Genomic DNA, 25,512 nt, shown 5'->3' on the forward strand with positions numbered 1-25,512 from the left:
CGGAGACGACCTATGGCTTATCAATCGCAAGACATCATTCGTCGTTCCGCCACTAACGGTTTCACCCCCGCGCCCCAGGCGCGGGACCACCAGGAAGAGGTGGCGAAACTCATCGACGTCACCACCTGTATCGGCTGTAAAGCGTGTCAGGTGGCGTGCTCCGAGTGGAACGACATCCGTGATGAAGTGGGCAATAACGTCGGGGTGTATGACAACCCGGCTGATTTGACCGCGAAATCCTGGACGGTAATGCGCTTCTCGGAAGTGGAACAGAACGACAAACTGGAATGGCTGATCCGTAAGGATGGCTGTATGCACTGCGCCGATCCCGGCTGCCTGAAGGCCTGTCCGGCGGAAGGGGCAATCATTCAGTACGCTAACGGTATTGTCGACTTCCAGTCCGAGCAGTGTATCGGCTGCGGCTACTGTATCGCTGGCTGCCCGTTCAACGTGCCGCGCCTCAACCCGGAAGACAACCGCGTCTATAAATGTACGCTGTGCGTTGACCGTGTGGTGGTCGGCCAGGAGCCGGCCTGCGTGAAGACCTGTCCAACCGGCGCCATTCATTTTGGCTCGAAAGAGGATATGAAAACGCTGGCGGGCGAGCGGGTGGCGGAACTAAAAACCCGTGGTTATGACAACGCGGGTCTGTACGATCCGGCGGGCGTAGGCGGTACGCATGTCATGTACGTGCTGCATCATGCCGATAAGCCGAATCTGTATCACGGTCTGCCGGAAAACCCGGAAATCAGCGAAACCGTTAAGTTCTGGAAAGGCGTCTGGAAACCGCTCGCCGCGTTCGGTTTTGCCGCGACCTTTGCCGCCAGCGTCTTCCACTATGTCGGCGTCGGTCCGAACCGCGCGGAAGAGGAAGATGACAACCTGCATGAAGAGAAAGACGAGGTGCGCAAATGAAACGACGTGACACCATCGTGCGCTATACGGCGCCGGAACGCATCAACCACTGGATCGTCGCCTTCTGCTTCGTGCTGGCGGCGGTGAGCGGGCTGGGCTTTTTATTCCCATCCTTCAACTGGTTGATGCATATCCTGGGCACCCCACAACTGGCGCGAATTCTGCACCCGTTTGTGGGCGTGGTTATGTTTGCCTCGTTCATCATCATGTTTTTCCGTTATTGGCACCACAATCTAATCAATCGGGATGATATCTTTTGGGCGAAGAATATTCGTAAGATCGTCGTCAACGAGGAAGTGGGTGACACCGGGCGTTATAACTTCGGTCAGAAATGCGTATTCTGGGCGGCGATTATCTTCCTGGTGCTGCTGCTGGTAAGCGGGGTAATTATCTGGCGTCCGTACTTTGCGCCTGCTTTCTCAATCCCGGTGATCCGATTCGCGTTAATGTTGCATTCTTTTGCCGCAGTAGCGTTAATTGTGGTTATCATGGTGCATATCTACGCCGCCCTTTGGGTGAAAGGCACCATTACCGCGATGGTGGAAGGCTGGGTAACCCGGTCGTGGGCGAAGAAACATCACCCACGCTGGTACCGAGAAGTCCGCAAGACAACGGAAAAAGAAACTGAATGAGTATTCGCATAATCCCGCAAGATGAGCTGGGGTCGAGCGAGAAACGTACGGCGGATATGATTCCGCCGTTATTGTTCCCCCGACTCAAAAACGTCTACAACCGCCGCGCCGAACGTCTGCGCGAGCTGGCTGAAAATAACCCGCTGGGCGATTACCTGCGCTTTGCCGCGCTTATCGCGCACGCGCAGGAAGTGGTGCTGTACGACCATCCGCTGGAGATGGATCTGACCGCACGTATTAAAGAAGCGAACGACCAGGGCAAGCCGCCGCTGGATATCCACGTGCTGCCGCGTGATAAGCACTGGCAAAAACTGCTGCATTCGTTAATTGCCGAGCTAAAACCCGAGATGAGCGGCCCCGCGCTGGCGGTGATTGAGAACCTGGAGAAAGCCTCCGAGCAGGAGCTGGAGCAGATGGCCAGCGCGCTGTTTGCCTCGGATTTTGCCTCCGTCAGCAGCGATAAAGCCCCGTTTATCTGGGCCGCGCTCTCCCTTTACTGGGCGCAAATGGCCAGCTTGATTCCAGGCAAAGCCCGCGCGGAATACGGTGAAGCGCGCCAGTATTGCCCGGTGTGCGGTTCGATGCCGGTCTCCAGCATGGTGCAGATCGGCACCACGCAGGGGCTGCGTTATCTGCACTGTAACCTGTGCGAAACCGAATGGCATGTCGTGCGCGTAAAATGCAGTAACTGCGAACAGAGCCGCGACTTACACTACTGGTCACTGGAAAATGAGCAGGCTGCGGTGAAAGCCGAAAGCTGCGGCGATTGCGGGACTTACCTGAAGATTCTCTATCAGGAAAAAGACCCGAAAGTGGAAGCCGTGGCCGACGACCTCGCCTCGCTGGTGCTGGACGCGCGCATGGAACAGGAGGGCTTCGCCCGCAGTTCTATCAACCCGTTCCTGTTCCCGGGGGAAGGGGAATAAGTTCTCTGGTATACCGGCTAGCAATCTACGTTAGCCGGATCATTGCTCAATAACGCAATGCTTGTATAACGTTTCTCGGGTCGTTGGCAATGGCGCGAAGTAACGCTTTGGCTGGCCCTGTCGGTGAACGTCTTCCTTGCTCCCAGTTGCGCAGCGTATCCACGTTGACCGAAATCAGTTCTGCAAACTTAGATTGCGACAACCCAGATGCCTGCCGTATTTCTTTAATCTTCATTGCATCAATATGAAAGGTACGAGAAGGCTCACGGGTCCCTTCAATGATTTCATTCATTTGAGACATACTTTGAGTTAATCGCTCAAATAACACTTTATCCATCTACCACCTCTCATTCAGCATACGAAGCACCGCTTTTTCCTGCGGCGTGAGATCATCTTTAATGCCTTTTTGATAAATCAGAAGCAAGCGAATCTCATACCGTTGACTACGGTGAAAATAGATAATTCGCACGCCACTACGCTTTCCTTTGCCTCGCGATCCCCAGCGCATTTTTCTCAGGCCGCCCGTTTCCTGAATGACATCACCACAATCTGGATGCTGAGCCATAAAAACCTGAAGCTTATGGTATTCATCCTCATCGAGCAGTTTTTTAACATCTTCAGTAAAGAGTTCCGTTTCTATGAATTGCATATTCCCTACGCCATTGGCTTATAGTAGTGAAAATAATCTATACGTCAATGGCGTATAGCATCATCATTTCACAGTACAAAAATTAAAAACCCAGCGCCAACCGCATTCCATTTTTTGCGAACCTCTATCCAGAATCATCATCCCCTCGTTTCACCACTTTCCATCCCCAACGGACCAGGTTATAAACTGTACATACATACAGTCAAAGGAGCGTTATATGCCACTGGAAAAAGGAATTGCCGAACTGGTCGCTGGGTTTATCGCCGCGGGCCGTCCCTCTTCACGAGAGCAGAATATTGATGACCGGAGAACGGGCTATATTGCCAGCACGACGCTGGCGGGTGAGAAAGAAATTCGGGTGAGTTCGGAAGATATCGTGCTGGAAGGGATGACATTTCGCGTCGTTTCGCCGCCAAACGCATCCGGTTCTCTACCCTGTATCCTCTACTATCACGGCGGCTGTTTTGTTAGCGGCGGCTTTCTGACTCATGACCCCCAGCTACGGCAACTGGCCTGGAAAAGCGGCTGTAGGGTGATTGCCATTCAGTATCGCCTTGCGCCAGAGCACACCTTCCCGGCGGCTCATGACGACGCTGAACGTGGGGCCAATATCGTCCATCAATACGCGGAGCAGTTAGGCATCGATCGTGAACGTATCACGCTTGCTGGCGATAGCGCAGGCGGGCACCTGGCATTGGTCAGCGCGCTACGCCTGAAATCCGCCGCCCACTGGTCTCCGGCGAAGCTGCTGTTGATCTACCCGATGCTTGACGCTACTGCCAGTTTCCCCAGCTATGCCAGCAACGGGCAAGACTACATCATCACCCGCGATACGCTGTTATCGGGTTTCGAAATGTATCTCCAGGGTGCCGACCTCCGCCACCCGGAAGCCAGTCCGATATGGCGTGAAGATTTTGCCGGTTTACCGCCGGTGCATATCCTCACCGCAGAGTTCGACCCACTGCGTGATGAAGGCGAAGCGCTATATCACCGTCTGAACGACCAGGGCGTGGCGTGTACTTGCCAGCGCTATCTCGGTGTCATCCATGGCTTTTTCCAGCTCGGAGGCGTGAGCCAGGCGGCACGAAGCGCCATGCGAGATGTGGCCTGGCGTGTTGTAAGTCCATCAACAGGCAAAATGACCTAAAATTCAATTTTGTTTTCAACTTGAAAACTGGATAACGTTGCGCTAAATTGTTTTCAGGTTGAAAACTTTGTAATGGAACTACAGTGTGCATGTTATCAGCCGAAAACCGTTCAATGAAGCGATGCTCATGTATCCAAACCATGAGCTTGCTCTCACTGAGTTGCTGAATGTTCTGGAGAAAAAAACATTCACTCAGCCTGAAGAGATGAAGCGGTATATTCCTTCACTGGATAATTTTAAGCACAGAGATAAATGGTGGGTGATTGATGTTTCTGGTAACAGCCTGAGACTCATTTCCTACATAGATTTCAGGTTACATAAGATATTTGTGAAACATATCGTTTCCCATGCCGAATATGACAAACTGACCGCATATTATCGGGGTAATAAAGAATGAGAACTCATCGTCAGATGGATGCAACCAGCGCAAAAAAGATCGTTGATACCTTCAGCGATGCGGTAAAAAGCGTCCCACTGATGGGGGAAGACCGAAATGACAATGAGTATCGCAGGGCACTAGCGCTAGTGGAGTTTCTGGTCGACCACGACGATCTTGAAAACCCACTATTTGAATTGCTCTGTGCCCGAATCAGTGAATACGAAAAACATGCGCCGGAATTCAAAGCACTCAACCAACACCTGGAGAAAACGCCCCCTGGCGTTTCAGTATTGCGAACGCTCATGGATCAATACGGTCTCAAAGCAGCAGATCTTGCCAACGAACTTGGTTCTAAATCGAACGTCAGCAACATCTTAAATGGCCGCAGAGCACTAACGGTTAATCATATTAAAGCGCTTACACAACGCTTCAAACTACCAGCAGATGCCTTCATCGAGTAGTTGGAGATGTCCAGCTACTCCTCCTCATTCCCGCCCTCTTCATACGGGCCGAACGGTTTCGCAGGTAGTACGATATAAATGCCTTCGAAAATTGCCCCAGCGGTCTCGCCGCCCAACAGTTCAACCTGCAACTGGACACGCGCTTTTTTACCCCGCGCCAGCCTGTCCAAATCACCGCTTAGCGACCCCAAATCAGCCACGGCGTTTGGCTTTCCGCTAATGGGTTTACTGTAGCGAATATGGGCGTCAGCAAGAATAATCGTCCCGCCCAGGTGGCGTTCACGGAGCATCAGCCAGATAAGTCCCCATCCGGTCAACGTCGCCAGGGAGAACAGGCTGCCGGCAAACACCGTGTGATGCGGATTTTGATTACCGGTTTCCGGCATCGTGGTGATAAATTTTTGCCCGGTGTACTGCTGAATGCGCACCCCCATCTTTTCACTCAATGGAATGTGCTCATACCAGGCCTGCTGAAGCTGCCCGCACCAGTCGCCGCGATGCAGGATATCATCCAGCGATGCTACCGGTTTAATCATCAGAAAATGGCGGATTGGCGTGGTTGTGGGCGTAGTAATCTCCCCCTGATTGACAAACCCGAGTTTGGCAAAGAACTCAACCGCATCTTCGCGCGCGCTGCAGGTGACGCGCTTAACGCCTTCCTGGCGGGCGACAGACTCCAGGGTCATCGCCATTAATGTCCCCAGCCCTTTATCCTGTACCGAGGGATGTACAGCCATAAAACGGATAGACGCCTCGTTATCTGCATTGATATACAGGCGGCCCACTGCAACTAAATTTCCTTCTTCGTCCACCACCATTTGATGGTGCGCCAACGCATCCCAGCCATCCCGTTCCGACCCTTTCGGCTGGTGCAGCGGTTTACGCAGCATCTCCCAGCGAAACTGGTAGTAACGTTCTAATTCTTCTTCTGTTTGCGGAACTCGAAGGTGATACATAGCCGTACTCTCTCTTGTTATCCGCGGCCACGCCGGAAGCTGACTCATACCTGGAGCCAGAATGTCACGGGACCGTCATTAACCAGCTCAACCTGCATATCGGCAGCGAAGCGTCCGGTTTGCGTGTTTATCGCCTGCTGGCGGCAGCGTTCGACAAAATATTCATAAAGCGCCTGCGCGCGATCCGGCGCAGCCCCGCCGGAAAAGCTTGGTCGCATACCGCGCTCGGTATCTGCCGCCAGCGTAAACTGCGACACCACCAGCACGCTGCCGCCAGCCTGTTGTACATTCAGATTCATCTTGCCGTCAGCATCGCTGAAGATACGGTATCCCAGCACGCGCTCGCACAGACGATTCGCTTTTTGTTCGTCATCTTCTTTTTCGACACCCAATAACACCAAAAGTCCTGGGCCGATTTCACCCGTCACCTCATCCTCCACGGTGACGCTGGCACGGGTTACGCGTTGAATTAATGCAATCATGGTTGGTCAGCTTCTTCTTGTTCTGCGGCTTGTTTGAGTTTTCGGTATTCCCCGAGAGTGACAGTTATTTCTGCGCCAAGCAAGACTATACACCAGGTCCAGTATACCCAGACAAACAGGATAGGGATCACTGCCAGTACGCCATAAATGAGCTGATATGACGGGAACATGGTGATATAAAGCGCGAAACCTTTCTTTCCGGCCTCGAACAGCAACGCTGCGACAAACGCGCCGACAAGGGCGTCACGGTTCGGTACGCGAGTTGTTGGGACAATACTGTAAAGTAACCAGAATGAGATCCACGAGAGCAGCAGCGGAAGGATGCGCAATACATTGTCGATGACCGTATTCAGATCGCTGGCCCAGCGTAAAGAAAGCAGGTAGGAGCTGATCGCCAGGCTGGCACCGGCGAGAAGCGGGCCGAGCGTGAGGATCATCCAGTACACCGCAAAAGAGTACACTTTTGGCCGTGTGCGTTTGCTGCGCCAGATAGTGTTTAAGGCGCTATCAATGGCGTACATCAACAGCAATGCCGTCACAATCAGTCCACAGGCGCCTACCGCCGTCATTTTGTTGGAGTTAGCGACAAACTGCTCAATATAGCGCTGAATCACGTCTCCGGTGGCTGGCATAAAGTTAGCAAAAATAAAATGGCGTAACTGAATGCTGACATCAGAAAACATCGGAAAAGCAGCGAAAAGGGCAAAAACGACGGCAATAAGCGGTACTAAGGAGAGTAATGAGACATAGGCGAGGTTTCCCGCCAGAGTCGTCATATTATCCTCATCGATACGCTGCCATAATAGCTTGAGCCAGGCCCGAACAGGGCGTGTATGGCGTCCAGCTTTTTGGTGAACGGTTTTTAGCATAACAGCTTCGCGAAATAGTCAGGGATGGTGGCTTTATCCTTCACCAGAATGCTGGTGATCCCCAACTGGTTGGCCCCTTCTATATTATCGGCATTGTCGTCGAAAAAGACCGCATCGGCAGCGGAAAAACCTTCTTTCTGCAGGACGTGCTGATAAATACGCGCTTCCGGTTTACGCATTCCCAAATCCTGCGATAAATAGATATGGTCGGCGGCAGCGCGCACCTCCGGATATTCTTCCGGCCAGAAGTGGGTATGCAGTCGGTTAGTATTGGATAGCACCACCACGCGATGCCCCTGCTCGCGCAGTTTATGCATGATAGCAATCACTTCGGGCCGTAATCCGACAAATACCGCCTGCCAGCCGTGCGCGAATTGTTCATAACTGAGCGATAACGCCATTTCATGACAGAAAGCTTCAGCAAACGCTTCGTCCGTTATCTCACCGCGTTCATGTTGGTGAAAAGTCTCGCCCATCGTAAATTTTTGCTTCAGCGAAGCCAGCGGTACTCGACTCAGATCGCTCCACACACCTAATACGCGGTTAAAGTCGATGTCGACAATCACATTACCTAAATCAAAGATGTAGAGCATGTCATTCTCCTTGCTAACCGGGGATGAATAACTGTAGCGGGAAAGGAGAAGTTTGACTATGTATCCCTTTATAAATCAATTAACAAAAAGACAATAGAAACGCAGACGATGCCCAATATCGCCTGCATCACAGCGCCGTTTTATTGGCCGGATAAAGCGCTGACGCGACCCTCCGGCGCAAGGGCGCTTGTCACGCTGAAACGGCGTCGTCCAGCGAAGGACTCGCCTGAACCACTTCGATTTGCTGGGATTGAAGTAAATTCTGTAATGCCGGACCGGGATACTCGTCCGTAAACAGAGCGGTAATCTGTGACACATTGCCGATCTCAACCGCCGCAGAAGCATGGTATTTCGTATGATCGGCGGCCAGCAGAATATGTCGCGAGTGGGCCATCATGGTTTTCACTACGCTGGCTTCGTTGACATCAAACTCCAGTAACGCGCCATCGCTCTCTATCGCGCCTACGCTGGTGACGAGATAGTCAGCCCGGAACCCCGCCACAAACGCCGCCGCGGATGGCCCGATAATGCCGCTATTATGCGGGCGCAGCGTGCCGCCAGGCACCATCACTTCAAAGCGAGGGTTATTATAAAGAATGTGCGCAACGCGCAGGCTATTGGTGATAATGCGCAGATGATTATGGTTGAGCAGCGCGCGCGCCACCTGCTCAACCGTCGTTCCAATCGTGATAAATATCGTGGAGCCATCCGGAATATAGTCAGCCACGGCTTCCGCAATGGCTTTTTTCTCTTGCGTCCAGGAGACCTCTCGCTGCTCAAAGGCGGTATTGACCACACTGGACGCTCTGCCAGCGCCGCCGTGATGACGCGTAATCAGCCCCTGCTCGCTTAATTTACGAATATCGCGGCGAACCGTCTGGGTAGAGACCTCCAACAAACTGGCTAACTCATCGATATTCATATAGCCGCGCTCATCAATTAGCATTAACAGCCGATCGTGTCGCGGATTACCGGTCAGTTCGGTAAGACTCATGAGCATTCCTCTAAAAGCTTCCTACTGCTCATATTATACAAAAAGTGACAAGAAAGATCGGGTTTGCTCACAATCAGGGATACCCGCCCGGCCACCCGGGCGCGTACACTTCAGCGCGGCAACGCCGCTGGCGAATCTGACAGCCTCTTCGATGGCGTATCCGCTTGCCAGGCCAAATGCCAGTGCGCCATGAAAAACATCGCCCGCGCCGGTAGTATCTACCACCTCCACGGTAAAACCCGGTTGGTGGCGTACCGCCGCTTTTTCCAACCAGTTGCAGCCTTCGCTGCCTCGCGTGACATAGACATGTCCATTTGTGAGCATTTGTGCTTTTTTTAGCGCATCAATGGCTTCGCTCATCCCCGTCAGGCGTGCCAGCCCTGGCTCGGAGAAGGCGGCGTGGTCGCTTAACGCCACCAGCTCGCTAATATCCTGTGGCGTAATATCGCCATCAAGAACAGTCATGACGCCAGCCTGACGCGCCAGCGTAAACGCCTGTTTTGCGCCGTCATGCCAGCGCACATCCGCCAACACCACATCCCACTGCGAAAAATCGATGTCGTTAAGCCAGTCGGCGTCAGGTAATAAATCCGGGCTGGGATAATTAACGATAATCCGCTCTCCTTTGGCATCCACCATAATCGCTGACTGCGACGACATGGCCTGCGTGTAGCGGCGGGTATAGCGCGTATTTACCCCCAGGGATTCCAGCTCTGCCAGCAGACTGTTTCCGGTGTCGTCATCGCCCACACGGCCAATAAAGTCCACCTGTGCGCCCAATTTCGCCGCAGCCACGGCAGCGGTCGCCGCAGGCCCGCCGCCCACTTCCGTATAGCGCTTCGCCACATATTTCCCCCCTTCTGTCGGTAATCCTTCCACGTAATAGATGCGATCCATCACGGTAATACCTACACAAGCAATACGAACCATGGTCATTCCTCAAGCATTTTCGATGTGCTCATTTTAATTTCACGAAATGTTTAAAAAGTGACGGCTGTCAATTTTTTGACTATAAATTACAAATACGATCACAAACAGACAGAAAATGGCTCAGTAATGACAAAAAATGACACCACCGTGTTCAGGAGAACGATATGGCAGTTATAGCATTTATCGGGTTGGGACAGATGGGCTCCCCTATGGCGAGCAATCTGCTAAAGCAGGGCCATCAACTCAGCGTCTTCGATGTTAATCCCGACGCCGTACAGCGCCTGGTAGACAAAGGCGCGCAACCTGCAAGCAGCCCGGCTCAGGCAACCATCGGCGCTGAATTTGTTATCACCATGCTCCCGAACGGCGATCTGGTTCGTTCCGTTTTGTTTGGCGAGCAAGGCGTTTGTGAAACTCTTTCCCGTGAAGCGCTGGTCATTGATATGTCCACTATTCATCCGTTGCAAACCGATAAGCTGATTGCCGACATGCAGAGCAAAGGGTTCAGCATGATGGATGTGCCGGTAGGCCGGACATCCGACAACGCGATTACCGGCACATTGTTGCTGCTGGCAGGCGGTACGACGGAGCAAGTAGAGCGCGCTACCCCTGTTCTGATGGCGATGGGTAATGAGCTGGTCAACACCGGCGGCCCGGGAATGGGTATTCGCGTAAAACTGATCAACAACTACATGAGTATTGCGCTAAATGCGCTCTCCGCCGAAGCCGCCGTGCTGTGTGAAGCGCTGGGGCTTTCCTTCGACGTGGCTTTAAAAGTGATGAGCGGCACTGCCGCAGGCAAAGGGCATTTCACCACCACCTGGCCGAATAAAGTGATGAAAGGGGATCTGTCTCCCGCCTTCATGATCGATCTGGCGCACAAAGATCTTGGCATCGCGTTGGATGTCGCCAATCAACTGCACGTACCGATGCCGCTCGGCGCCGCCTCCCGTGAAGTTTATAACCTGGCGCGGGCCGCAGGCCGCGGTCGGGAAGACTGGAGCGCCATCCTGGAACAGGTGCGCATCAGCGCCGGGCTGACCGCCAACGTAAAAAAGTAACGACTGTATAAAGGAAAATTGAATGAACAACTACACCATCAAAGACATTACGCGAGCGTCCGGCGGGTTTGCCATGCTGGCTGTCGATCAGCGCGAGGCGATGCGTTTAATGTTTGCTGCTGCTGGTGCGAAAACACCCGTTGCCGATAGCGTGCTGACGGATTTCAAAGTGAATGCGGCGAAAATTCTTTCCCCGTATGCCTCTGCCGTTCTGCTGGATCAGCAGTTCTGTTATCGCCAGGCCGTAGAACAAAACGCGGTCGCTAAAAGCTGCGCCATGATCGTCGCGGCGGATGATTTCATCCCGGGCAACGGTATTCCCGTTGATAACGTGATCATTGATAAAAAAATTAATGCGCAGGCGGTAAAACGGGATGGCGCGAAAGCCTTAAAACTGTTGGTGCTGTGGCGCAGCGACGAAGACGCGCAGCAGCGTCTGGATATGGTCAAAGAATTCAATAAATTATGTCACTCCAATGGTTTGCTGAGCATTATCGAACCGGTTGTACGTCCGCCGCGCTGCGGCGACAAGTTCGATCGCGAGCAGGCGATTATCGATGCGGCCAAAGAGCTGGGCGACAGCGGCGCCGATCTTTACAAAGTTGAAATGCCGCTCTACGGCAAAGGCGCGCGTTCCGATCTTCTTACCGCCTCACAACGCCTAAATGGGCATATCAATATGCCGTGGGTCATTCTCTCTTCCGGTGTGGACGAAAAACTGTTCCCTCGCGCGGTCAGGGTCGCCATGGAAGCTGGCGCATCCGGGTTCCTGGCGGGACGCGCGGTCTGGTCATCAGTGATTGGTTTACCGGATACCGAGCTGATGCTACGTGATGTTTCCGCGCCTAAATTGCAACGTCTGGGCGAGATCGTCGATGAAATGATGGCAAAACGTCGTTAATACGAGGAGGAAAGAATGAAATGGTTTAACACGTTGAGCCACAACCGCTGGCTGGAGCAGGAAACCGACCGCATCTTTAATTTCGGTAAAAACGCCGTGGTGCCGACAGGCTTCGGCTGGCTGGGAAATAAAGGGCAAATTAAAGAAGAGATGGGCACCCATCTTTGGATCACGGCGCGTATGTTGCACGTTTATTCCGTGGCGGCGTCGATGGGCCGACCGGGCGCTTATGATCTGGTCGATCATGGCATCAAAGCCATGAACGGCGCACTGCGCGACAAAAAATACGGCGGCTGGTATGCCTGCGTTAACGATCAGGGCGTGGTAGATGCCTCTAAACAGGGTTATCAACACTTCTTCGCCTTGCTGGGCGCGGCCAGCGCCGTCACGACCGGGCACCCTGAAGCCAGAAAATTGCTGGATTACACCATAGAAGTGATTGAGAAATACTTCTGGAGTGAAGAAGAGCAGATGTGCCTGGAGTCCTGGGATGAAGCCTTCAGCCAGACGGAAGACTACCGTGGCGGCAACGCCAATATGCACGCCGTCGAAGCGTTCCTGATTGTTTATGACGTTACCCATGACAAAAAATGGCTGGATCGCGCGCTGCGTATCGCGTCGGTAATTATTCATGATGTGGCGCGCAACGGTGATTACCGCGTCAATGAACACTTCGATTCACAGTGGAACCCTATCCGCGACTATAACAAAGATAATCCTGCCCACCGTTTTCGCGCCTACGGCGGTACGCCAGGTCACTGGATTGAGTGGGGCCGTCTGATGCTCCATCTCCATGCTGCGCTGGAGGCCCGCTTCGAAACGCCACCCGCCTGGCTGCTGGAGGATGCGAAAGGTCTGTTCCATGCCACGATCCGCGACGCCTGGGCGCCAGATGGCGCAGACGGCTTTGTCTACTCAGTCGACTGGGACGGTAAACCTATCGTACGTGAACGCGTGCGCTGGCCGATTGTGGAAGCGATGGGTACGGCCTACGCCCTCTACACCCTGACGGGCGATAGCCAGTATGAAGAGTGGTATCAGAAATGGTGGGACTACTGCATTAAGTACCTGATGGACTATGAAAATGGTTCCTGGTGGCAAGAGCTGGACGCCGATAACAAAGTGACCACCAAAGTGTGGGACGGCAAGCAAGATATTTACCATCTGCTGCACTGTCTGGTCATTCCTCGTCTGCCACTGGCGCCGGGCCTGGCTCCAGCGGTCGCGGCGGGTCTCCTGGATATCAACGCGAAATAGGTCATGAGGATGGCAGCCATGCACAGCGGTGGAAAAACTATTCAGCTTAATGCGGGCCATTACCAGGCGAAAATCGTCACGGTTGGCGCAGGTCTGGCGGAACTGACCCATCATGGACGCCATGTGGTCATCCCGCATAAACCGGAAGAAATACCCATGGCGCATCTGGGGAAAGTATTGATTCCCTGGCCCAATCGCGTGACAAATGGCTGCTACTCCTATAACGGCAAGGTTTTCCAGCTTGCCGTTAACGACCCGGTTTCGCAGACCGCCATTCACGGTCTGTTAGCCTGGCGAGACTGGCAGATTAATTATCAGTCGGCGACGGAAGCGTCGCTAACGATTTTTCTGCCGCCCTCTTACGGCTATCCCTTTGCGTTGATATCGGAAGTGATTTATCGGTTAGATGCCGCCAGTGGGCTGCACGTATTGATTCGTACGCAAAACATTGGCGATAAATCAGCCCCTTATGGCGCGGGCGCACATCCTTATTTGACTTGTAATCTGCAAAGCATCGATAGCTGTGTATTAACACTGCCTGCAAGCGAAGAATTGCTCGCAGGCAGGGATTTTTCCGCATCATGCCTGCTCGGCGAAACGCGCCTTGATCATGCGGTTAAGACCGCGACTACCCCGGCTGAGTGGGAGGTCAGACTTACCAGCCCAACGCAGAACATGTCTACATTTTTACGCAGCAACCAACCCTGGCTACAGATCTATACCGGCGAAAAACTCAGCCGAAAAGGTCTCGCGGTAGAGCCTATGAGCTGCCCGCCCGATGCATTTAATTCCGGGATCGCGCTGATTCATCTTGCCCCAAAAGCGATCCATCAACTGCATTTTTCCATCGGCTGTGACTAGCCCAAATGGATTACCGAATTACCCTACATTCACGGAGATTACAATGAATTCTCTACCACAACGGTCAACCGATTTTGAACTGACAACATCACAGGATGGTTTTGCGCTTAGCTGGCAACAGCGCCTGATTTTACGTCACAGCGCCGAAAATCCCTGTCTGTGGATTGGCGCGGGCGTTGCCGACATTGACATGTTTCGCGGCAACTTTAGCATCAAAGACAAACTTAACGAGAAGATTGCATTAACGGAGGCCACCGTCAGCGAGCTACCTGACGGCTGGCTGGTACAATTCAGCCGTGGCGCAACAATTAGCGCCACCCTTCGCATCTCCGCCGATGAGGCGGGACGCCTGAAGCTGGATCTGCAAAACGACGACCTGCACCATAACCGTATCTGGTTACGCCTCGCAGCTAATCCAGACGACCATATCTACGGCTGCGGCGAACAGTTCTCTTATTTCGATTTGCGCGGCAAGCCGTTCCCGCTGTGGACCAGCGAACAGGGCGTTGGCCGTAATAAAACCAGCTATGTCACCTGGCAGGCAGACTGTAAAGAAAACGCCGGCGGCGACTATTACTGGACCTTCTTCCCGCAACCGACCTTTGTCAGCACGCAGAAGTATTACTGCCACGTCGATAATAGCTGCTATATGAATTTCGACTTCAGCGCGCCGGAGTATCACGAACTGGCGCTGTGGGAAGATAAAACTACGCTACGTTTTGAGTGTGCCGACACCTACATCGCCCTGCTGGAAAAACTGACTGCGCTGTTAGGCCGCCAGCCGGAGCTGCCGGACTGGGTTTATGACGGCGTCACGCTAGGCATTCAGGGCGGTACGGAAGTTTGCCAGCAAAAACTGGATACCATGCGCAACGCAGGCGTAAAAGTGAACGGTATTTGGGCGCAGGACTGGTCCGGCATTCGCATGACCTCCTTTGGCAAACGCGTGATGTGGAACTGGAAGTGGAATAGCGACAACTATCCACAGCTGGATAGCCGTATCAAACAGTGGAAAGAAGAAGGCGTCCAGTTCCTCTCTTATATCAACCCATACGTCGCCAGTGATAAAGACCTCTGCGCTGAGGCGGCGAAACACGGCTATCTGGCGAAAGACGCCACGGGCGGCGACTATCTGGTCGAGTTTGGCGAATTCTATGGCGGCGTGGTCGATCTGACCAATCCTGAAGCTTACGACTGGTTCAAAGACGTCATCAAAAAGAACATGATCGCGCTCGGCTGCAGCGGCTGGATGGCGGATTTCGGCGAATATCTGCCGACCGACACGTATCTGCACAACGGCGTCAGCGCCGAGATCATGCATAACGCCTGGCCCGCACTGTGGGCGAAGTGTAACTACGAAGCGCTACAGGAGACCGGCAAGCTCGGCGAGATCCTGTTCTTTATGCGTGCGGGTTACACCGGCAGTCAGAAATATTCCACCATGATGTGGGCAGGAGACCAGAACGTTGACTGGAGCCTTGATGATGGTCTGGCCTCTGTAGTGCCTGCGGCATTGTCGCTGGCGATGACCGGCCATGGTCTGCATCACAGCGATATCGGCGGCTACACCACCCTGTTTGACATGAAACGCAGCAAAGAGTTGCTGCTGCGCTGGTGCGATTTCAGCGCCTTTACGCCGATGATGCGCACCCATGAAGGCAACCGCCCCGGCGATAACTGGCAGTTCGACGGCGACGCGGAAACTATTGCCCACTTTGCCCGCATGACCACCGTCTTTACCACGCTGAAACCGTATCTCAAGCAGGCGGTGGCGCAAAACGCGGCTACCGGTCTGCCGGTCATGCGTCCGCTATTCCTGCACTACGAGAACGATGCCACAACCTACACCCTGAAATATCAATATCTGCTCGGTCAGGATCTGCTGGTCGCGCCGGTTCACGAGCAGGGGCGTTGCGACTGGACGCTGTACCTGCCGGAAGATCACTGGGTGAATATCTGGACCGGCGAAGCTCACCACGGCGGTGAAATTACCGTGGATGCGCCCATTGGCAAGCCGCCGGTTTTCTATCGCGCGAAGAGCGAGTGGGCTTCACTTTTTGCTTCTTTACGGAATATCTAATACGGCTCGCCCGCAGGGAAACCTGCGGGCAGATGGAGAAGAATAATGAGTCAAACATCATCGAATCCGGCAACCCTACGCTTGCCGTTTAAAGAAAAACTTGCCTATGGACTGGGGGATTTAGGTTCCAATATCCTGTTAGATATCGGGACCCTCTATTTACTCAAATTTTATACCGATGTGCTGGGTTTACCAGGGACTTACGGCGGGATCATTTTTCTGATCGCCAAATTTTTTACCGCATTTACCGATATGGGTACCGGCATTATGCTCGACTCGCGGCGAAAAATTGGTCCGAAGGGCAAATTCCGCCCGTTCGTGCTTTACGCGGCATTTCCGGTAACGCTACTGGCGATTGCTAACTTTGTCGGCACACCGTTTGAGGTGACGGGAAAAACCGTCGTCGCAACGATGCTGTTTATGCTGTACGGGCTGGTTTTCAGCATGATGAACTGCTCGTATGGCGCGATGGTGCCCGCGATTACCAAGAACCCGGATGAACGCGCCTCGCTTGCCGCCTGGCGTCAGGGCGGCGCCACTCTCGGCCTGCTGCTGTGTACCGTTGGCTTTGTGCCGGTCATGAACCTGATCGAAGGCAATGCCCAGCTCAGCTATATTTTCGCCGCCACGCTATTTTCATTGTTTGGCCTGCTATTTATGTGGTTGTGCTACGCCGGCGTTAAAGAGCGCTACGTTGAAGTGAAACCTGTCGATAGCGCGCAAAAGCCTGGATTATTGCAGTCGTTCCGCGCCATCGCCGGTAACCGTCCGCTGTTTATTCTGTGTATCGCCAACCTTTGTACTCTCGGCGCCTTCAACGTCAAACTGGCGATTCAGGTTTATTACACACAGTACGTTCTTAACGACCCGATCCTCCTCTCCTGGATGGGCTTCTTTAGCATGGGCTGTATTTTTATCGGCGTCTTTTTGATGCCCGGCGCAGTAAGGCGTTTTGGCAAGAAGAAAGTCTATATCGGCGGGCTGTTAATATGGGTGGCGGGCGATCTGCTCAACTACTTCTTTGGCGGCGGCTCGGTCAGTTTTGTCGCCTTCTCCTGCCTGGCGTTCTTCGGTTCCGCCTTCGTCAACAGCCTGAACTGGGCGCTGGTTTCCGACACGGTGGAGTACGGTGAATGGCGCACCGGCGTCCGCTCGGAAGGGACGGTTTACACCGGCTTCACGTTCTTCCGTAAGGTCTCCCAGGCGCTGGCAGGGTTCTTCCCCGGCTGGATGCTGACGCAAATCGGTTATATCCCGAATGTGGTGCAATCGGCAGGCACCGTCGAAGGCCTACGCCAGTTGATCTTTATATATCCTTGCGTGCTGGCGGTCATCACCATTATTGCGATGGGCTGTTTCTACAACCTCAACGAGAAGATGTACGTACGAATTGTGGAAGAGATTGAGGCCCGGAAACATACGGTTTAACAACAATAAAATATAACGCCCTGCGGGGCGTTTTGAGAGGCGATTATGTCTAATCATGATCCGCTAACGCTAAAGTTGAGCCTGCGGGAAAAATGCGCCTATGGCGTGGGCGATTTCGGCTCAAATCTGATGCTGTGTATCGGTACGCTGTATCTACTGAAGTTTTATACCGATGAACTCGGAATGCCTGCATATTACGGTGGAATTATCTTTCTGGTGGCGAAATTCTTCACTGCTTTTACCGATATGCTCACCGGCGTATTGCTGGATTCACGCCGTAATATTGGCGCAAAAGGAAAGTTTCGGCCTTTTATTCTGTATGCGTCATTTCCGGTGGCTCTGGTTGCTACTGCGCAATTCTTTGCCACTCACTTTACTTTACCCGTTAAAACAGCCTTCGCGACGGTGCTGTTTATGTTGTTCGGTCTGTTCTACAGCCTGATGAACTGCTCATACGGCGCGATGGTACCCGCTATTACCAAAAATCCGCATGAGCGCGCCCAGCTCGCCGCATGGCGACAAGGCGGCGCTACCATTGGCCTTCTTCTTTGTACCGTAGGTTTTATGCCCATTCAGGCGCTGTTTACCCGTTCCCCTTCGCTGGGTTATCTGATTGCAGCAGTCATTTTTTCGGTCTGCGGGCTGTTCAGCATGTGGTGGTGCTTTAGCGGGGTGAAAGAACGGTATATCGAAACCTTACCTGACACGCATAAACCCAGCATATTGAAGTCCTTCTGCGCGATTTTTCGTAATCCGCCGCTGCTGGTGCTCTGCGTTGCCAATTTGTGCACGCTGGCCGCCTTTAATATTAAGCTGGCCATTCAGGTTTATTACACTCAGTACGTGCTGAACGATATTCATTTGTTGTCATGGATGGGTTTTTTCAGCATGGGCTGTATCCTGATTGGTGTTTTATTAGTACCTGCTGCGGTAAAACGCTTCGGGAAAAAACAGGTTTATCTTGGTGGTCTGATATTGTGGGCCGTTGGCGATATCCTGAATTTTATCTGGGGTGGAACGTCATTCCTGTTTGTCATTTTCTCTTGTATCGCCTTCTTCGGTACCGCTTTCGTCAACAGCCTGAACTGGGCGCTGGTTCCGGATACGGTTGACTACGGTGAATGGAAAACGGGTATTCGCGCTGAAGGCTCGGTGTATACGGGTTATACCTTTTCCCGCAAAATTTCCGCTGCGCTTGCTGGCTTTTTGCCAGGTATTATGCTGACGCAAATCGGTTATATCCCCAACATAGCTCAAAGTGACACCACGTTGCTTGGTTTGCGTCAGCTCATTTTTTTATGGCCTTGCGGTCTTGCCATTATCGCAGCACTAACGATGGGCTTTTTTTATAAGCTCAATGAACAACGTTTCGCTTTTATTATCGAGGAAATTGCCCAACGAAAGAAAACAGGTAATCAAATTGTCGCGACTAATAATAAACAAAGTATTTCTACTGTAAATAATTAAACGACGCTTGCCGCTTTATCCATCCCGATGGATGGCGGCTTCCCTATATTTGAAAAATGGATTTATTATGAAATCTCTGAATACTCTAGTGATATTAACTTCAGTAATATCCACCTCTGTTTTTGCTGGCGCTTATGTAGAAAACCGTGAGGCCTATAACCTGGCGTCTGACCAAATGGAGTTTATGCTGCGCGTCGGCTATAACTCCGATATGGGTGCCGGAATTATGTTGACCAATACCTATACGCTACAGCGTGATGATGAATTAAAGCACGGTTATAATGAGATTGAGGGCTGGTATCCGTTATTTAAACCTACAGATAAATTAACCATCCAGCCTGGCGGGTTAATAAACGACAAAAGCATTGGTTCCGGCGGCGCCGTCTATCTGGATGTTAACTATAAATTTACCCCGTGGTTTAATCTTACGGTACGTAACCGATATAATCACAATAATTATAGTTCAACCGATTTGAATGGCGAACTGGATAATAATGACAGCTATGAAATCGGTAACTATTGGAATTTCATCATTACCGATAAATTTTCTTATACCTTTGAACCACACTATTTTTATAATATTAATAATTTTAATAGTAGTAATGGTACGAAGCATCATTGGGAAATCACCAATACCTTCCGTTATCGTATCAATGAACACTGGTTGCCCTATTTTGAATTACGCTGGTTAGATCGTAACGTGGGTCCCTACCATAGAGAGCAAAACCAGATTCGTATCGGGGCGAAGTATTTCTTCTGATATTATCGCCTCTATTTTTCGAATCTGCATCACAGCGGGTAGTTGTTCTGCCCGCTCATTCATCCTGAATCAGACTCCCGATATCCCGCCTCTAAGCGCCATGATAATATTCGCAAAGCGTTTTACCATATTCATGCTTATAGAGAAGGGAAACAAATGAATAAGCGATTTAATATTGATTGGGACAATGAATTAACCCAGGAACAGCTCATTAATTTGATTTTAACCGATGAAGATCTGCCAAAGCTTCGCTCACTGACCATTGGTAACTGGGGTGATTGTTGGGAAGACGAAACCTGCCAGCCTATTATTGATATGATTGTGGAGAACGCCCCCCGCTTTGCTCACCTGGAATCACTGTTTATCGGTGATATGGAGAGCGAAGACTGCGAGATCTCCTGGATTAAACAAGGTGACTATTCCAGGCTCTATGCGGCGTTACCCAATCTGAAAGAACTGATTATTAAAGGCGCGTCGGATCTGCGACTGGGCGCTATACATCATGAGAAACTGGAGCACCTGGAAATCATTTCCGGTGGCATCCCTTCTAACGTGCTTGCCGAACTACAAAATGCGCAGCTCCCTGCATTAAAAACGCTGAAGCTCTTCCTGGGCGTAGAGGAATACGGTTTTGACGGTTCGCTGGATGACGTGATGGCGCTGGCATCGAAAGATCTTTTCCCTCAGCTCACCCATCTGGGGTTGATGAACAGCGAAGAGCAGGATGATATCGCCCGCCGGGTGCTGGAAAGTAATATCCTGCCGCAGCTTGAAGTGCTGGAACTCTCATGCGGTACCTTAACGGACAACGGCGCAGAGGCGCTGCTGGAGCATAAAGACCGAATTGCGCATCTGGAAACACTCGATCTCCACCACCACTATTTGACGCCGGAGATGCAGGAAAAGCTAAAAGCGGCGCTGCCGATACCGCTGAATCTTTCAGAAGCTCTGGAGCCTGATGATTACGATGGCGATATTTATATGAATGCGATGTACACCGAGTGATTGTGTTGGGGAATGTGCACATTCCCCTACTCAACGATAAAGGGATTTATTGTGATTACGCTCATTGGCCCCCATCAGAGCAAGCGCACGCATTATTTTATGCAGGCTGCCGCCGTACTTGGGGAACCCGTCACGGCGCTGACTCATCCGCACGCGCTGGACGCTTCTCTGACCTCTGGCATCGTTAAAATCGACCCGCCAGTACACAGTGAAACAGACATCCGCAAAATAAACGCGATCGGTCTGGACTATATCCATTTTTTGCAGAACATGGCGGCGCGTCCTGGCGTCACCTGGCTTAACCATCCGGCGGGCCTCATTCACCTGTTGGATAAAAAACGCTGCAAGCGGCGCTTACTGGAACACGGCATCCCCACGCCGCCGTTGGTAGCGGAAGACGTAAAAAGTTTTGCACAGCTCACCGCCATCATGGAGGAAAAAAGGGTCGCCAGCGTGTTCATTAAGCCCTCGCTGGGTTCTGGCGCGGCGGGCGTTATCGCTTTGCGCCGCCACCCCGATGGCATAAAGCAGGTGCTTTACAGCGCGATTGCCATATCAGGACAACAGCTATTTAACAGCAAAAAAATCCAACAGTATCGTCAGAAAGAAGATATCCAGCTCATTATTGATGGCGTTCTTCAGCAGGAAAACCTCGTCGAACAGTGGCTGCCCAAAGCCAGCGTAAAGCATAAAACCTATGATTTACGCATCGTCTGCCTGGATGGCGAAATTATCTGGCGAGTGGTCAGAACCTCCTCGCAGCCCATTACTAACTTACATCTGCAAAACCAGGCTTACTGCTTCGAAAGTCTGGAGTTATCTGCCGCAAAAGTGACTGAGATCGATACGCTCTGTCAAAATGCCATGCGGCTTTTCCCTGGCATTCGCTTAGCGGGTATTGATGTTTTACTTACCACCAGCCTGACGCCTTATATTATTGAAATTAATGGCCAGGGTGATTTGATTTATCAGGATGCGCAGCAGAATAATCTAATTTATCAGGCGCAAATCCGGGCCATGAGGAAGCAAAATGTATAATTCAATGGATGAAGTCCCCGTCTCGCTACACGCGTCGATTGACACAGGCGATGGCGAATTCGATATGAATACGCTAATTAGTAATAACGCTCATATTCTTTTTATTGTGCTGGACTCGTTACGCTACGATATTGCGCTTCAGGAACAAACCGCCGGAAATACGCCCAACCTTAATCATTATGGACAATGGACGAAATGCGAGGCGGCCGGTAATTTTACCTGGCCTTCGCATCACGCCATGTTTTCAGGTTTTATGCCAAAACCTATTGATGATACCGTTAATCAGACCATGCTGTTTTTCCCAAAAGATATCGGACTTGGTCGTAAAGGGCCGAAAAATGCATTTGCCTTTGATGACGCAACATGGATAAAAAGTCTGGAAAATAAAGGCTACCAGACCATCTGTATTGGCGGCGTCTCTTTCTTTAATAACCGCTCCGGCATGGGAAAAGTGTTCCCGTCGATGTTTAAAGAGAGTTACTGGCATCCACGCTTTGCCTGTACGGTTAAAGAAAGTATGGATAACCAGATCCATTATATCCAGAAAATCATGGCCGAACGTGCCGGCAGCCAACCGGTCATGATGTATATCAATATCGACACGATTCATTACCCTAACCATTTTTACGTGGAGGGCGCGGCCCCTGGCGATACCGTTGAGACCCATGCCGCCGCGCTACGCTATATCGATGCCCGCATCGACGGATTACTGAACATTTTCCGCCAAACCGGCGGCGAAACGTTCGTTATTATCTGTTCCGATCACGGTACCTGCTATGGCGAAGACGGGAAATATTTCCATAGTTTTAATCATCCGATCGTTAATACCGTTCCCTATATGCATTTCTTGCTGAGCTGTAATCATTAATATGAATAACAATGATATTTATCGTCAGTATATGTACAGTTATCCGCATAAGACGGCTTATCGGGAGCTGGAGAACGTCAGCTTTAGCGAAGTAAAACCGCGGATTTACGAGCACGACACACATCTGTATGTTCATATGCCGTTTTGTCAAAGTCGCTGCGGGTTCTGTAATTTATTTACCTGCACTGGCGCAGAGAATACGTTCATTGATAGCTATATCGACGCGATTATTACCCAGGGCCAACAAATGGCGCTGGCGCCCGTCCACTGGGCAAGCTTTACCGTAGGCGGCGGCACACCTCTGCTATTAAACATTGCGCAATTAGAGAAGTTATTTTTTTCCGTCTTTGATGTGCTCAATGTTGACTGGAATATTTATAAAACAATTGAAACTTCCCCTACGGATACCACGGCAGAAAAAGTAGCGCTATTAAACGCCTTTTCCGTTAATCGCGTCAGTATTGGCGTACAAAGTTTTCATGATAGCGAGTTACATACGCTGCACCGCCGCCACAATGCCGCCAGCGCGCACCAGGCGCTGGAATGGCTAAAGGCAGGTCATTTTCCATCACTCAATATTGATATTATTTACGGCATTCCCGGCCAGACTCACGCAAGCCTGACGGAATCGTTACATCAGGCGCTCGTTTATCAACCGGAAGAGCTGTTCCTTTATCCGCTTTATAATATGCCTCGCCAAGAAAATATGCATAGCTACTACGTTTTAGCCCGCGATCTTTTACGCAACGCGGGCTACACCCAAACGTCCATGCGCCGTTTCGTCCTTAATCCAGCGCCATCCGCCGCGGCGGAAAGCTGCGGATTTGAAAACTCACTGGCGCTCGGCGCGGGCGGCAGAAGTTATCTTGGCAATCTGCATTACTGTTCGCCGTGGTCGTCGAACCTGCAGACATCACGAAAAATCATTCAGGCGTTTATCGACAGCCCGGATAAAACCGTCATTAATCACGGTTATCTGCTCCCCCCTGATGAAATGAAACGCCGCTTTATCATTAAAAATCTATTTTTCTGGCAGGGACTTTCTCTTAGCGATTATCAGCAATATTTTGCCAGCGATGCGCTAAGGGATTTCCCCGACCTGGAACTCTTTATACGGCAGGGCTACTGTTATCAGAATGGCAGTCGCCTCCGGCTAACGGAGACCGGTATGGCATTATCCGATTGCCTTGCTCCTGTGTTCGTTTCGCCTGAGGTGATGCTACGGGAGAATCGGCAGAGATGAGCGCCCCCGCCCTGCGCGATATTCACACGCTGTTTTATCGCGGCTATCTTAAATCGTGTAATTATCATTGCGGCTATTGCCCGTTCCATAAACACGCCCGTAACGATAAAAAACGCGACGAAGCCGCGTTATGGCGCATGGTTGACCATTTGCCTCTTTTAGGTACGCCGTTGAATGTGATGATTACGCCTTATGGCGAGGCGCTACGCTTGCGTTATTACATGGCGGCGCTGGCAGAAATTAGCCGCTATCCTCATGTTCAGGCGGTCGGCATACAAACTAACGCCTCTTTTTCGTTAATGTCATTGCTGGAGTCATTTCGTGCCGGCGGCGGAGATATCTCAAAGCTTCGGTTATGGTGTTCTTTTCATCCCTCACAAATTACCGCTGAGCGCTTTCTCCAGCAGTGTTTAGCGCTCTCTGCCGCCGGAATAACCTGGTGCGCGGGGGCTGTCGCCAGTATGAAAGATATCGACCAGTTTCGTTGGCTACGCCAGCGGTTGCCTGACCAGAATTATTTTTGGTTTAACGCCAACGAGTGTGCCAATACCCGGCATACCGTTGAGGAAACCATCGCCTTCAGCGAACTCGATCCGCTGTATGTGATTGAAACACAGCAGTGGCCAGCGCAGCTGGATATCTGTACCGCAGGAAGAAAAAGTATTTTTATGAATGCAGAAGGCGATCTTTTTGCTTGTCATATCAGCAAAATTAAAATGGGTAATTTATATCAGCAACGGCTTAATTCTCCCGCCTGCCAGGCAAAACAATGCCACTGTTTTCTCGCTTATCAGCACCGTCTCGATATTCCATTGCTGAATCACCTGGATGCCTCACGCTGTTTTAGGATCGGACGCTCATGCGATATCGTTTAATCGCTTTTGATCTTGATGGAACGCTGCTAAACCGTAATAAACAAATTCTGCCAGAGTCGCTAACCGCTATCCGTCAGATGCAGGACATGGGCTGCCGAATAATGCTTGTCACCGGTCGCTCTCATCGTGAAGCCTATGCGTATTATCAAACGCTGGCGCTCACCGAACCGATGATCTGTTGTAACGGAAGTTATATTTATCAACCGGCTCAACAGCAGATCCTTCATCCGCTGCCGCTGACGCACTTACAAACGGAAAAAATACTGGCGCGGGTATATCCGCTTAAACCGACAATTCGTGCTGATGATAAAATAATCTTTCAGGCTGATGAGCTAAGCAGTAGGGAGAATATTTGGCAAATCAGCGTCGTTCATCGGCACATAAAACAACTACAAAATATTGCTGAGTTTATACAGCATGAATTACAGCTAAGCTGTACCTGGTCCTGGCATCATCAACTGGATATTCTCCAGAAGGGGTGTAGCAAAGGACAAAGCCTCGCCAGATATGCACAGCAACAGCATATCGCAATGCGCGAAGTGATGGCGTTTGGCGACAATGATAACGATGAGGAAATGCTACGTTTGGCCGGATTGGGCGTCGCGATGGGGAATGCCAGCGCTCGGGCAAAGATGTATGCGGATAGCGTCATTGGTCGGCATAATACGCCAGCGATTGCTGATTTTTTGGCAACCTTATCCCTTTCTCAACGTGAATAAAAAAACCCCGCCGAGT

Annotated in this window: 28 protein-coding genes; 20 read left to right on the forward strand and 8 right to left on the reverse strand. The window is 51.5% G+C overall.

All coding sequences use genetic code 11. From position 1 onward, the window contains the following. Nucleotides 1–12 precede the first annotated feature (12 nt). Genes fdxH through fdhE form a run of 3 tightly spaced genes read left to right on the forward strand, consistent with a single transcriptional unit; the run spans nucleotide 13 to nucleotide 2,473 of the window. Nucleotides 13–915, forward strand: coding sequence for a formate dehydrogenase subunit beta (fdxH, locus tag EOS98_RS22140; protein ID WP_000331364.1), 903 nt, complete (start codon nucleotides 13–15; stop codon nucleotides 913–915). Beyond that, complete coding sequence (fdoI, locus tag EOS98_RS22145; RefSeq protein ID WP_000829025.1) at nucleotides 912–1,547, forward strand: formate dehydrogenase cytochrome b556 subunit; 636 nt, start codon at nucleotides 912–914, stop codon at nucleotides 1,545–1,547. The genes fdxH and fdoI overlap by 4 nt, the downstream gene beginning before the upstream one ends. Next, nucleotides 1,544–2,473 (forward strand): formate dehydrogenase accessory protein FdhE, encoded by a 930-nt coding sequence (fdhE, locus tag EOS98_RS22150; protein ID WP_000027730.1) that lies wholly within the window; start codon nucleotides 1,544–1,546, stop codon nucleotides 2,471–2,473. The genes fdoI and fdhE overlap by 4 nt, the downstream gene beginning before the upstream one ends. Before the next feature lie 46 nt (nucleotides 2,474–2,519). On the opposite strand, the gene EOS98_RS22155 is transcribed toward fdhE, so the two are convergent. Next, nucleotides 2,520–2,810, reverse strand: a complete 291-nt coding sequence (locus EOS98_RS22155; RefSeq protein WP_000362050.1) for a helix-turn-helix domain-containing protein — start codon at nucleotides 2,808–2,810, stop codon at nucleotides 2,520–2,522. Next, nucleotides 2,811–3,122 carry a hypothetical protein gene (locus tag EOS98_RS22160; RefSeq protein ID WP_023138876.1) on the reverse strand — a complete coding sequence of 104 codons (312 nt, stop codon included), beginning with the start codon at nucleotides 3,120–3,122 and terminating at the stop codon, nucleotides 2,811–2,813. Between the two features lie 217 nt (nucleotides 3,123–3,339). Between EOS98_RS22160 and EOS98_RS22165 the strand changes: the two genes are divergently transcribed. The 3 genes from EOS98_RS22165 (at nucleotide 3,340) to EOS98_RS22175 (ending at nucleotide 5,109) form a co-directional block, all read left to right on the forward strand. After that, entirely contained in the window at nucleotides 3,340–4,269 is a 930-nt protein-coding gene (locus tag EOS98_RS22165; RefSeq protein ID WP_126524392.1) for an alpha/beta hydrolase, read from the forward strand. An 85-nt stretch (nucleotides 4,270–4,354) separates the two neighbouring features. After that, complete coding sequence (locus tag EOS98_RS22170; RefSeq protein ID WP_000558163.1) at nucleotides 4,355–4,666, forward strand: type II toxin-antitoxin system HigB family toxin; 312 nt, start codon at nucleotides 4,355–4,357, stop codon at nucleotides 4,664–4,666. Continuing rightward, nucleotides 4,663–5,109, forward strand: a complete 447-nt coding sequence (locus EOS98_RS22175) for a helix-turn-helix domain-containing protein (RefSeq protein ID WP_001259009.1) — start codon at nucleotides 4,663–4,665, stop codon at nucleotides 5,107–5,109. The genes EOS98_RS22170 and EOS98_RS22175 overlap by 4 nt, the downstream gene beginning before the upstream one ends. A 14-nt stretch (nucleotides 5,110–5,123) precedes the next feature. On the opposite strand, the gene fabY is transcribed toward EOS98_RS22175, so the two are convergent. The 6 genes from fabY to EOS98_RS22205 all read right to left on the reverse strand — a co-directional run bounded on the left by fabY (nucleotide 5,124) and on the right by EOS98_RS22205 (nucleotide 9,933). Then, complete coding sequence (gene fabY, locus EOS98_RS22180) at nucleotides 5,124–6,065, reverse strand: fatty acid biosynthesis protein FabY (RefSeq protein WP_001518251.1); 942 nt, start codon at nucleotides 6,063–6,065, stop codon at nucleotides 5,124–5,126. A 44-nt stretch (nucleotides 6,066–6,109) separates the two neighbouring features. After that, entirely contained in the window at nucleotides 6,110–6,547 is a 438-nt protein-coding gene (gene dtd, locus EOS98_RS22185) for a D-aminoacyl-tRNA deacylase (protein WP_000560969.1), read from the reverse strand. Continuing rightward, nucleotides 6,544–7,416, reverse strand: coding sequence for a virulence factor BrkB family protein (locus tag EOS98_RS22190; protein WP_000921423.1), 873 nt, complete (start codon nucleotides 7,414–7,416; stop codon nucleotides 6,544–6,546). The genes dtd and EOS98_RS22190 overlap by 4 nt, the downstream gene beginning before the upstream one ends. Continuing rightward, nucleotides 7,410–8,009, reverse strand: a complete 600-nt coding sequence (gene yihX / locus EOS98_RS22195; RefSeq protein ID WP_000965695.1) for a glucose-1-phosphatase — start codon at nucleotides 8,007–8,009, stop codon at nucleotides 7,410–7,412. Before yihX ends, EOS98_RS22190 begins: the two co-directional genes overlap by 7 nt. 190 nt (nucleotides 8,010–8,199) lie before the next feature. Next, nucleotides 8,200–9,003, reverse strand: a complete 804-nt coding sequence (locus EOS98_RS22200; protein WP_021000967.1) for a DeoR/GlpR family DNA-binding transcription regulator — start codon at nucleotides 9,001–9,003, stop codon at nucleotides 8,200–8,202. 33 nt (nucleotides 9,004–9,036) lie between these two features. Then, on the reverse strand, nucleotides 9,037–9,933 hold the full coding sequence (locus EOS98_RS22205) for a sugar kinase (protein ID WP_001520529.1): 897 nt from the start codon (nucleotides 9,931–9,933) through the stop codon (nucleotides 9,037–9,039). A gap of 164 nt (nucleotides 9,934–10,097) precedes the next feature. Here EOS98_RS22205 and yihU point away from each other — a divergent pair, with 164 nt between their 5' ends. The 14 genes from yihU (at nucleotide 10,098) to EOS98_RS22275 (ending at nucleotide 25,496) form a co-directional block, all read left to right on the forward strand. Further along, entirely contained in the window at nucleotides 10,098–10,994 is an 897-nt protein-coding gene (gene yihU / locus EOS98_RS22210; RefSeq protein WP_000268251.1) for a sulfolactaldehyde 3-reductase, read from the forward strand. Nucleotides 10,995–11,016: 22 nt separating this feature from the next. Next, nucleotides 11,017–11,895 (forward strand): sulfofructosephosphate aldolase, encoded by an 879-nt coding sequence (gene yihT / locus EOS98_RS22215; protein WP_126524393.1) that lies wholly within the window; start codon nucleotides 11,017–11,019, stop codon nucleotides 11,893–11,895. A 15-nt stretch (nucleotides 11,896–11,910) separates the two neighbouring features. Next, nucleotides 11,911–13,152 carry a sulfoquinovose isomerase gene (gene yihS, locus EOS98_RS22220; protein WP_000870947.1) on the forward strand — a complete coding sequence of 414 codons (1,242 nt, stop codon included), beginning with the start codon at nucleotides 11,911–11,913 and terminating at the stop codon, nucleotides 13,150–13,152. A 3-nt stretch (nucleotides 13,153–13,155) separates the two neighbouring features. Further along, nucleotides 13,156–14,013, forward strand: a complete 858-nt coding sequence (locus EOS98_RS22225) for an aldose-1-epimerase (protein ID WP_126524394.1) — start codon at nucleotides 13,156–13,158, stop codon at nucleotides 14,011–14,013. A gap of 43 nt (nucleotides 14,014–14,056) precedes the next feature. Then, complete coding sequence (locus tag EOS98_RS22230) at nucleotides 14,057–16,093, forward strand: alpha-glucosidase (RefSeq protein ID WP_127821207.1); 2,037 nt, start codon at nucleotides 14,057–14,059, stop codon at nucleotides 16,091–16,093. Between the two features lie 45 nt (nucleotides 16,094–16,138). Next, on the forward strand, nucleotides 16,139–17,521 hold the full coding sequence (locus EOS98_RS22235) for an MFS transporter (protein WP_000084251.1): 1,383 nt from the start codon (nucleotides 16,139–16,141) through the stop codon (nucleotides 17,519–17,521). Nucleotides 17,522–17,566: 45 nt separating this feature from the next. Beyond that, nucleotides 17,567–18,988 carry an MFS transporter gene (locus EOS98_RS22240; RefSeq protein ID WP_126524395.1) on the forward strand — a complete coding sequence of 474 codons (1,422 nt, stop codon included), beginning with the start codon at nucleotides 17,567–17,569 and terminating at the stop codon, nucleotides 18,986–18,988. A 67-nt stretch (nucleotides 18,989–19,055) separates the two neighbouring features. Beyond that, nucleotides 19,056–19,748 (forward strand): porin OmpL, encoded by a 693-nt coding sequence (gene ompL / locus EOS98_RS22245; RefSeq protein WP_127821208.1) that lies wholly within the window; start codon nucleotides 19,056–19,058, stop codon nucleotides 19,746–19,748. Nucleotides 19,749–19,904: 156 nt separating this feature from the next. Beyond that, a complete protein-coding gene (locus EOS98_RS22250; RefSeq protein WP_116526046.1) occupies nucleotides 19,905–20,753 on the forward strand; it encodes an STM4015 family protein in 849 nt (282 codons plus the stop codon). A 12-nt stretch (nucleotides 20,754–20,765) separates the two neighbouring features. Then, the gene (locus EOS98_RS22255) at nucleotides 20,766–21,791 is read left to right on the forward strand and encodes an STM4014 family protein (RefSeq protein ID WP_126524396.1); all 1,026 of its coding nucleotides are present in this window, start codon (nucleotides 20,766–20,768) and stop codon (nucleotides 21,789–21,791) included. Beyond that, nucleotides 21,784–22,659, forward strand: coding sequence for an STM4013/SEN3800 family hydrolase (locus EOS98_RS22260; RefSeq protein WP_001728059.1), 876 nt, complete (start codon nucleotides 21,784–21,786; stop codon nucleotides 22,657–22,659). Before EOS98_RS22255 ends, EOS98_RS22260 begins: the two co-directional genes overlap by 8 nt. Nucleotide 22,660: 1 nt before the next feature. Further along, nucleotides 22,661–23,902, forward strand: coding sequence for an STM4012 family radical SAM protein (locus EOS98_RS22265; RefSeq protein WP_080220632.1), 1,242 nt, complete (start codon nucleotides 22,661–22,663; stop codon nucleotides 23,900–23,902). Continuing rightward, nucleotides 23,899–24,777: an STM4011 family radical SAM protein gene (locus EOS98_RS22270; protein ID WP_126524397.1), complete on the forward strand. Its 879-nt coding sequence runs from the start codon at nucleotides 23,899–23,901 to the stop codon at nucleotides 24,775–24,777. The genes EOS98_RS22265 and EOS98_RS22270 overlap by 4 nt, the downstream gene beginning before the upstream one ends. Further along, nucleotides 24,762–25,496 (forward strand): Cof-type HAD-IIB family hydrolase, encoded by a 735-nt coding sequence (locus EOS98_RS22275; protein ID WP_126524398.1) that lies wholly within the window; start codon nucleotides 24,762–24,764, stop codon nucleotides 25,494–25,496. The genes EOS98_RS22270 and EOS98_RS22275 overlap by 16 nt, the downstream gene beginning before the upstream one ends. Nucleotides 25,497–25,512: the final 16 nt, after the last annotated feature.

The organism is Salmonella sp. SSDFZ69, from assembly GCF_004010755.1.
Lineage (GTDB): Bacteria > Pseudomonadota > Gammaproteobacteria > Enterobacterales > Enterobacteriaceae > Salmonella > Salmonella enterica.

What these genes read in the sequence shown, in the direction of transcription:
- fdxH (WP_000331364.1), top strand. Translation starts at nt 13, where the DNA reads ATGGCTTATCAATCGCAAGACATCATTCGTCGTTCCGCCACTAACGGT.
- fdoI (WP_000829025.1), top strand. Translation starts at nt 912, where the DNA reads ATGAAACGACGTGACACCATCGTGCGCTATACGGCGCCGGAACGCATC.
- fdhE (WP_000027730.1), top strand. Translation starts at nt 1,544, where the DNA reads ATGAGTATTCGCATAATCCCGCAAGATGAGCTGGGGTCGAGCGAGAAA.
- EOS98_RS22155 (WP_000362050.1), bottom strand. Translation starts at nt 2,810, where the DNA reads ATGGATAAAGTGTTATTTGAGCGATTAACTCAAAGTATGTCTCAAATG.
- EOS98_RS22160 (WP_023138876.1), bottom strand. Translation starts at nt 3,122, where the DNA reads ATGCAATTCATAGAAACGGAACTCTTTACTGAAGATGTTAAAAAACTG.
- EOS98_RS22165 (WP_126524392.1), top strand. Translation starts at nt 3,340, where the DNA reads ATGCCACTGGAAAAAGGAATTGCCGAACTGGTCGCTGGGTTTATCGCC.
- EOS98_RS22175 (WP_001259009.1), top strand. Translation starts at nt 4,663, where the DNA reads ATGAGAACTCATCGTCAGATGGATGCAACCAGCGCAAAAAAGATCGTT.
- fabY (WP_001518251.1), bottom strand. Translation starts at nt 6,065, where the DNA reads ATGTATCACCTTCGAGTTCCGCAAACAGAAGAAGAATTAGAACGTTAC.
- dtd (WP_000560969.1), bottom strand. Translation starts at nt 6,547, where the DNA reads ATGATTGCATTAATTCAACGCGTAACCCGTGCCAGCGTCACCGTGGAG.
- EOS98_RS22190 (WP_000921423.1), bottom strand. Translation starts at nt 7,416, where the DNA reads ATGCTAAAAACCGTTCACCAAAAAGCTGGACGCCATACACGCCCTGTT.
- yihX (WP_000965695.1), bottom strand. Translation starts at nt 8,009, where the DNA reads ATGCTCTACATCTTTGATTTAGGTAATGTGATTGTCGACATCGACTTT.
- EOS98_RS22200 (WP_021000967.1), bottom strand. Translation starts at nt 9,003, where the DNA reads ATGAGTCTTACCGAACTGACCGGTAATCCGCGACACGATCGGCTGTTA.
- EOS98_RS22205 (WP_001520529.1), bottom strand. Translation starts at nt 9,933, where the DNA reads ATGGTTCGTATTGCTTGTGTAGGTATTACCGTGATGGATCGCATCTAT.
- yihU (WP_000268251.1), top strand. Translation starts at nt 10,098, where the DNA reads ATGGCAGTTATAGCATTTATCGGGTTGGGACAGATGGGCTCCCCTATG.
- yihT (WP_126524393.1), top strand. Translation starts at nt 11,017, where the DNA reads ATGAACAACTACACCATCAAAGACATTACGCGAGCGTCCGGCGGGTTT.
- yihS (WP_000870947.1), top strand. Translation starts at nt 11,911, where the DNA reads ATGAAATGGTTTAACACGTTGAGCCACAACCGCTGGCTGGAGCAGGAA.
- EOS98_RS22225 (WP_126524394.1), top strand. Translation starts at nt 13,156, where the DNA reads ATGAGGATGGCAGCCATGCACAGCGGTGGAAAAACTATTCAGCTTAAT.
- EOS98_RS22230 (WP_127821207.1), top strand. Translation starts at nt 14,057, where the DNA reads ATGAATTCTCTACCACAACGGTCAACCGATTTTGAACTGACAACATCA.
- EOS98_RS22235 (WP_000084251.1), top strand. Translation starts at nt 16,139, where the DNA reads ATGAGTCAAACATCATCGAATCCGGCAACCCTACGCTTGCCGTTTAAA.
- EOS98_RS22240 (WP_126524395.1), top strand. Translation starts at nt 17,567, where the DNA reads ATGTCTAATCATGATCCGCTAACGCTAAAGTTGAGCCTGCGGGAAAAA.
- ompL (WP_127821208.1), top strand. Translation starts at nt 19,056, where the DNA reads ATGAAATCTCTGAATACTCTAGTGATATTAACTTCAGTAATATCCACC.
- EOS98_RS22250 (WP_116526046.1), top strand. Translation starts at nt 19,905, where the DNA reads ATGAATAAGCGATTTAATATTGATTGGGACAATGAATTAACCCAGGAA.
- EOS98_RS22255 (WP_126524396.1), top strand. Translation starts at nt 20,766, where the DNA reads ATGTGCACATTCCCCTACTCAACGATAAAGGGATTTATTGTGATTACG.
- EOS98_RS22260 (WP_001728059.1), top strand. Translation starts at nt 21,784, where the DNA reads ATGTATAATTCAATGGATGAAGTCCCCGTCTCGCTACACGCGTCGATT.
- EOS98_RS22265 (WP_080220632.1), top strand. Translation starts at nt 22,661, where the DNA reads ATGAATAACAATGATATTTATCGTCAGTATATGTACAGTTATCCGCAT.
- EOS98_RS22270 (WP_126524397.1), top strand. Translation starts at nt 23,899, where the DNA reads ATGAGCGCCCCCGCCCTGCGCGATATTCACACGCTGTTTTATCGCGGC.
- EOS98_RS22275 (WP_126524398.1), top strand. Translation starts at nt 24,762, where the DNA reads ATGCGATATCGTTTAATCGCTTTTGATCTTGATGGAACGCTGCTAAAC.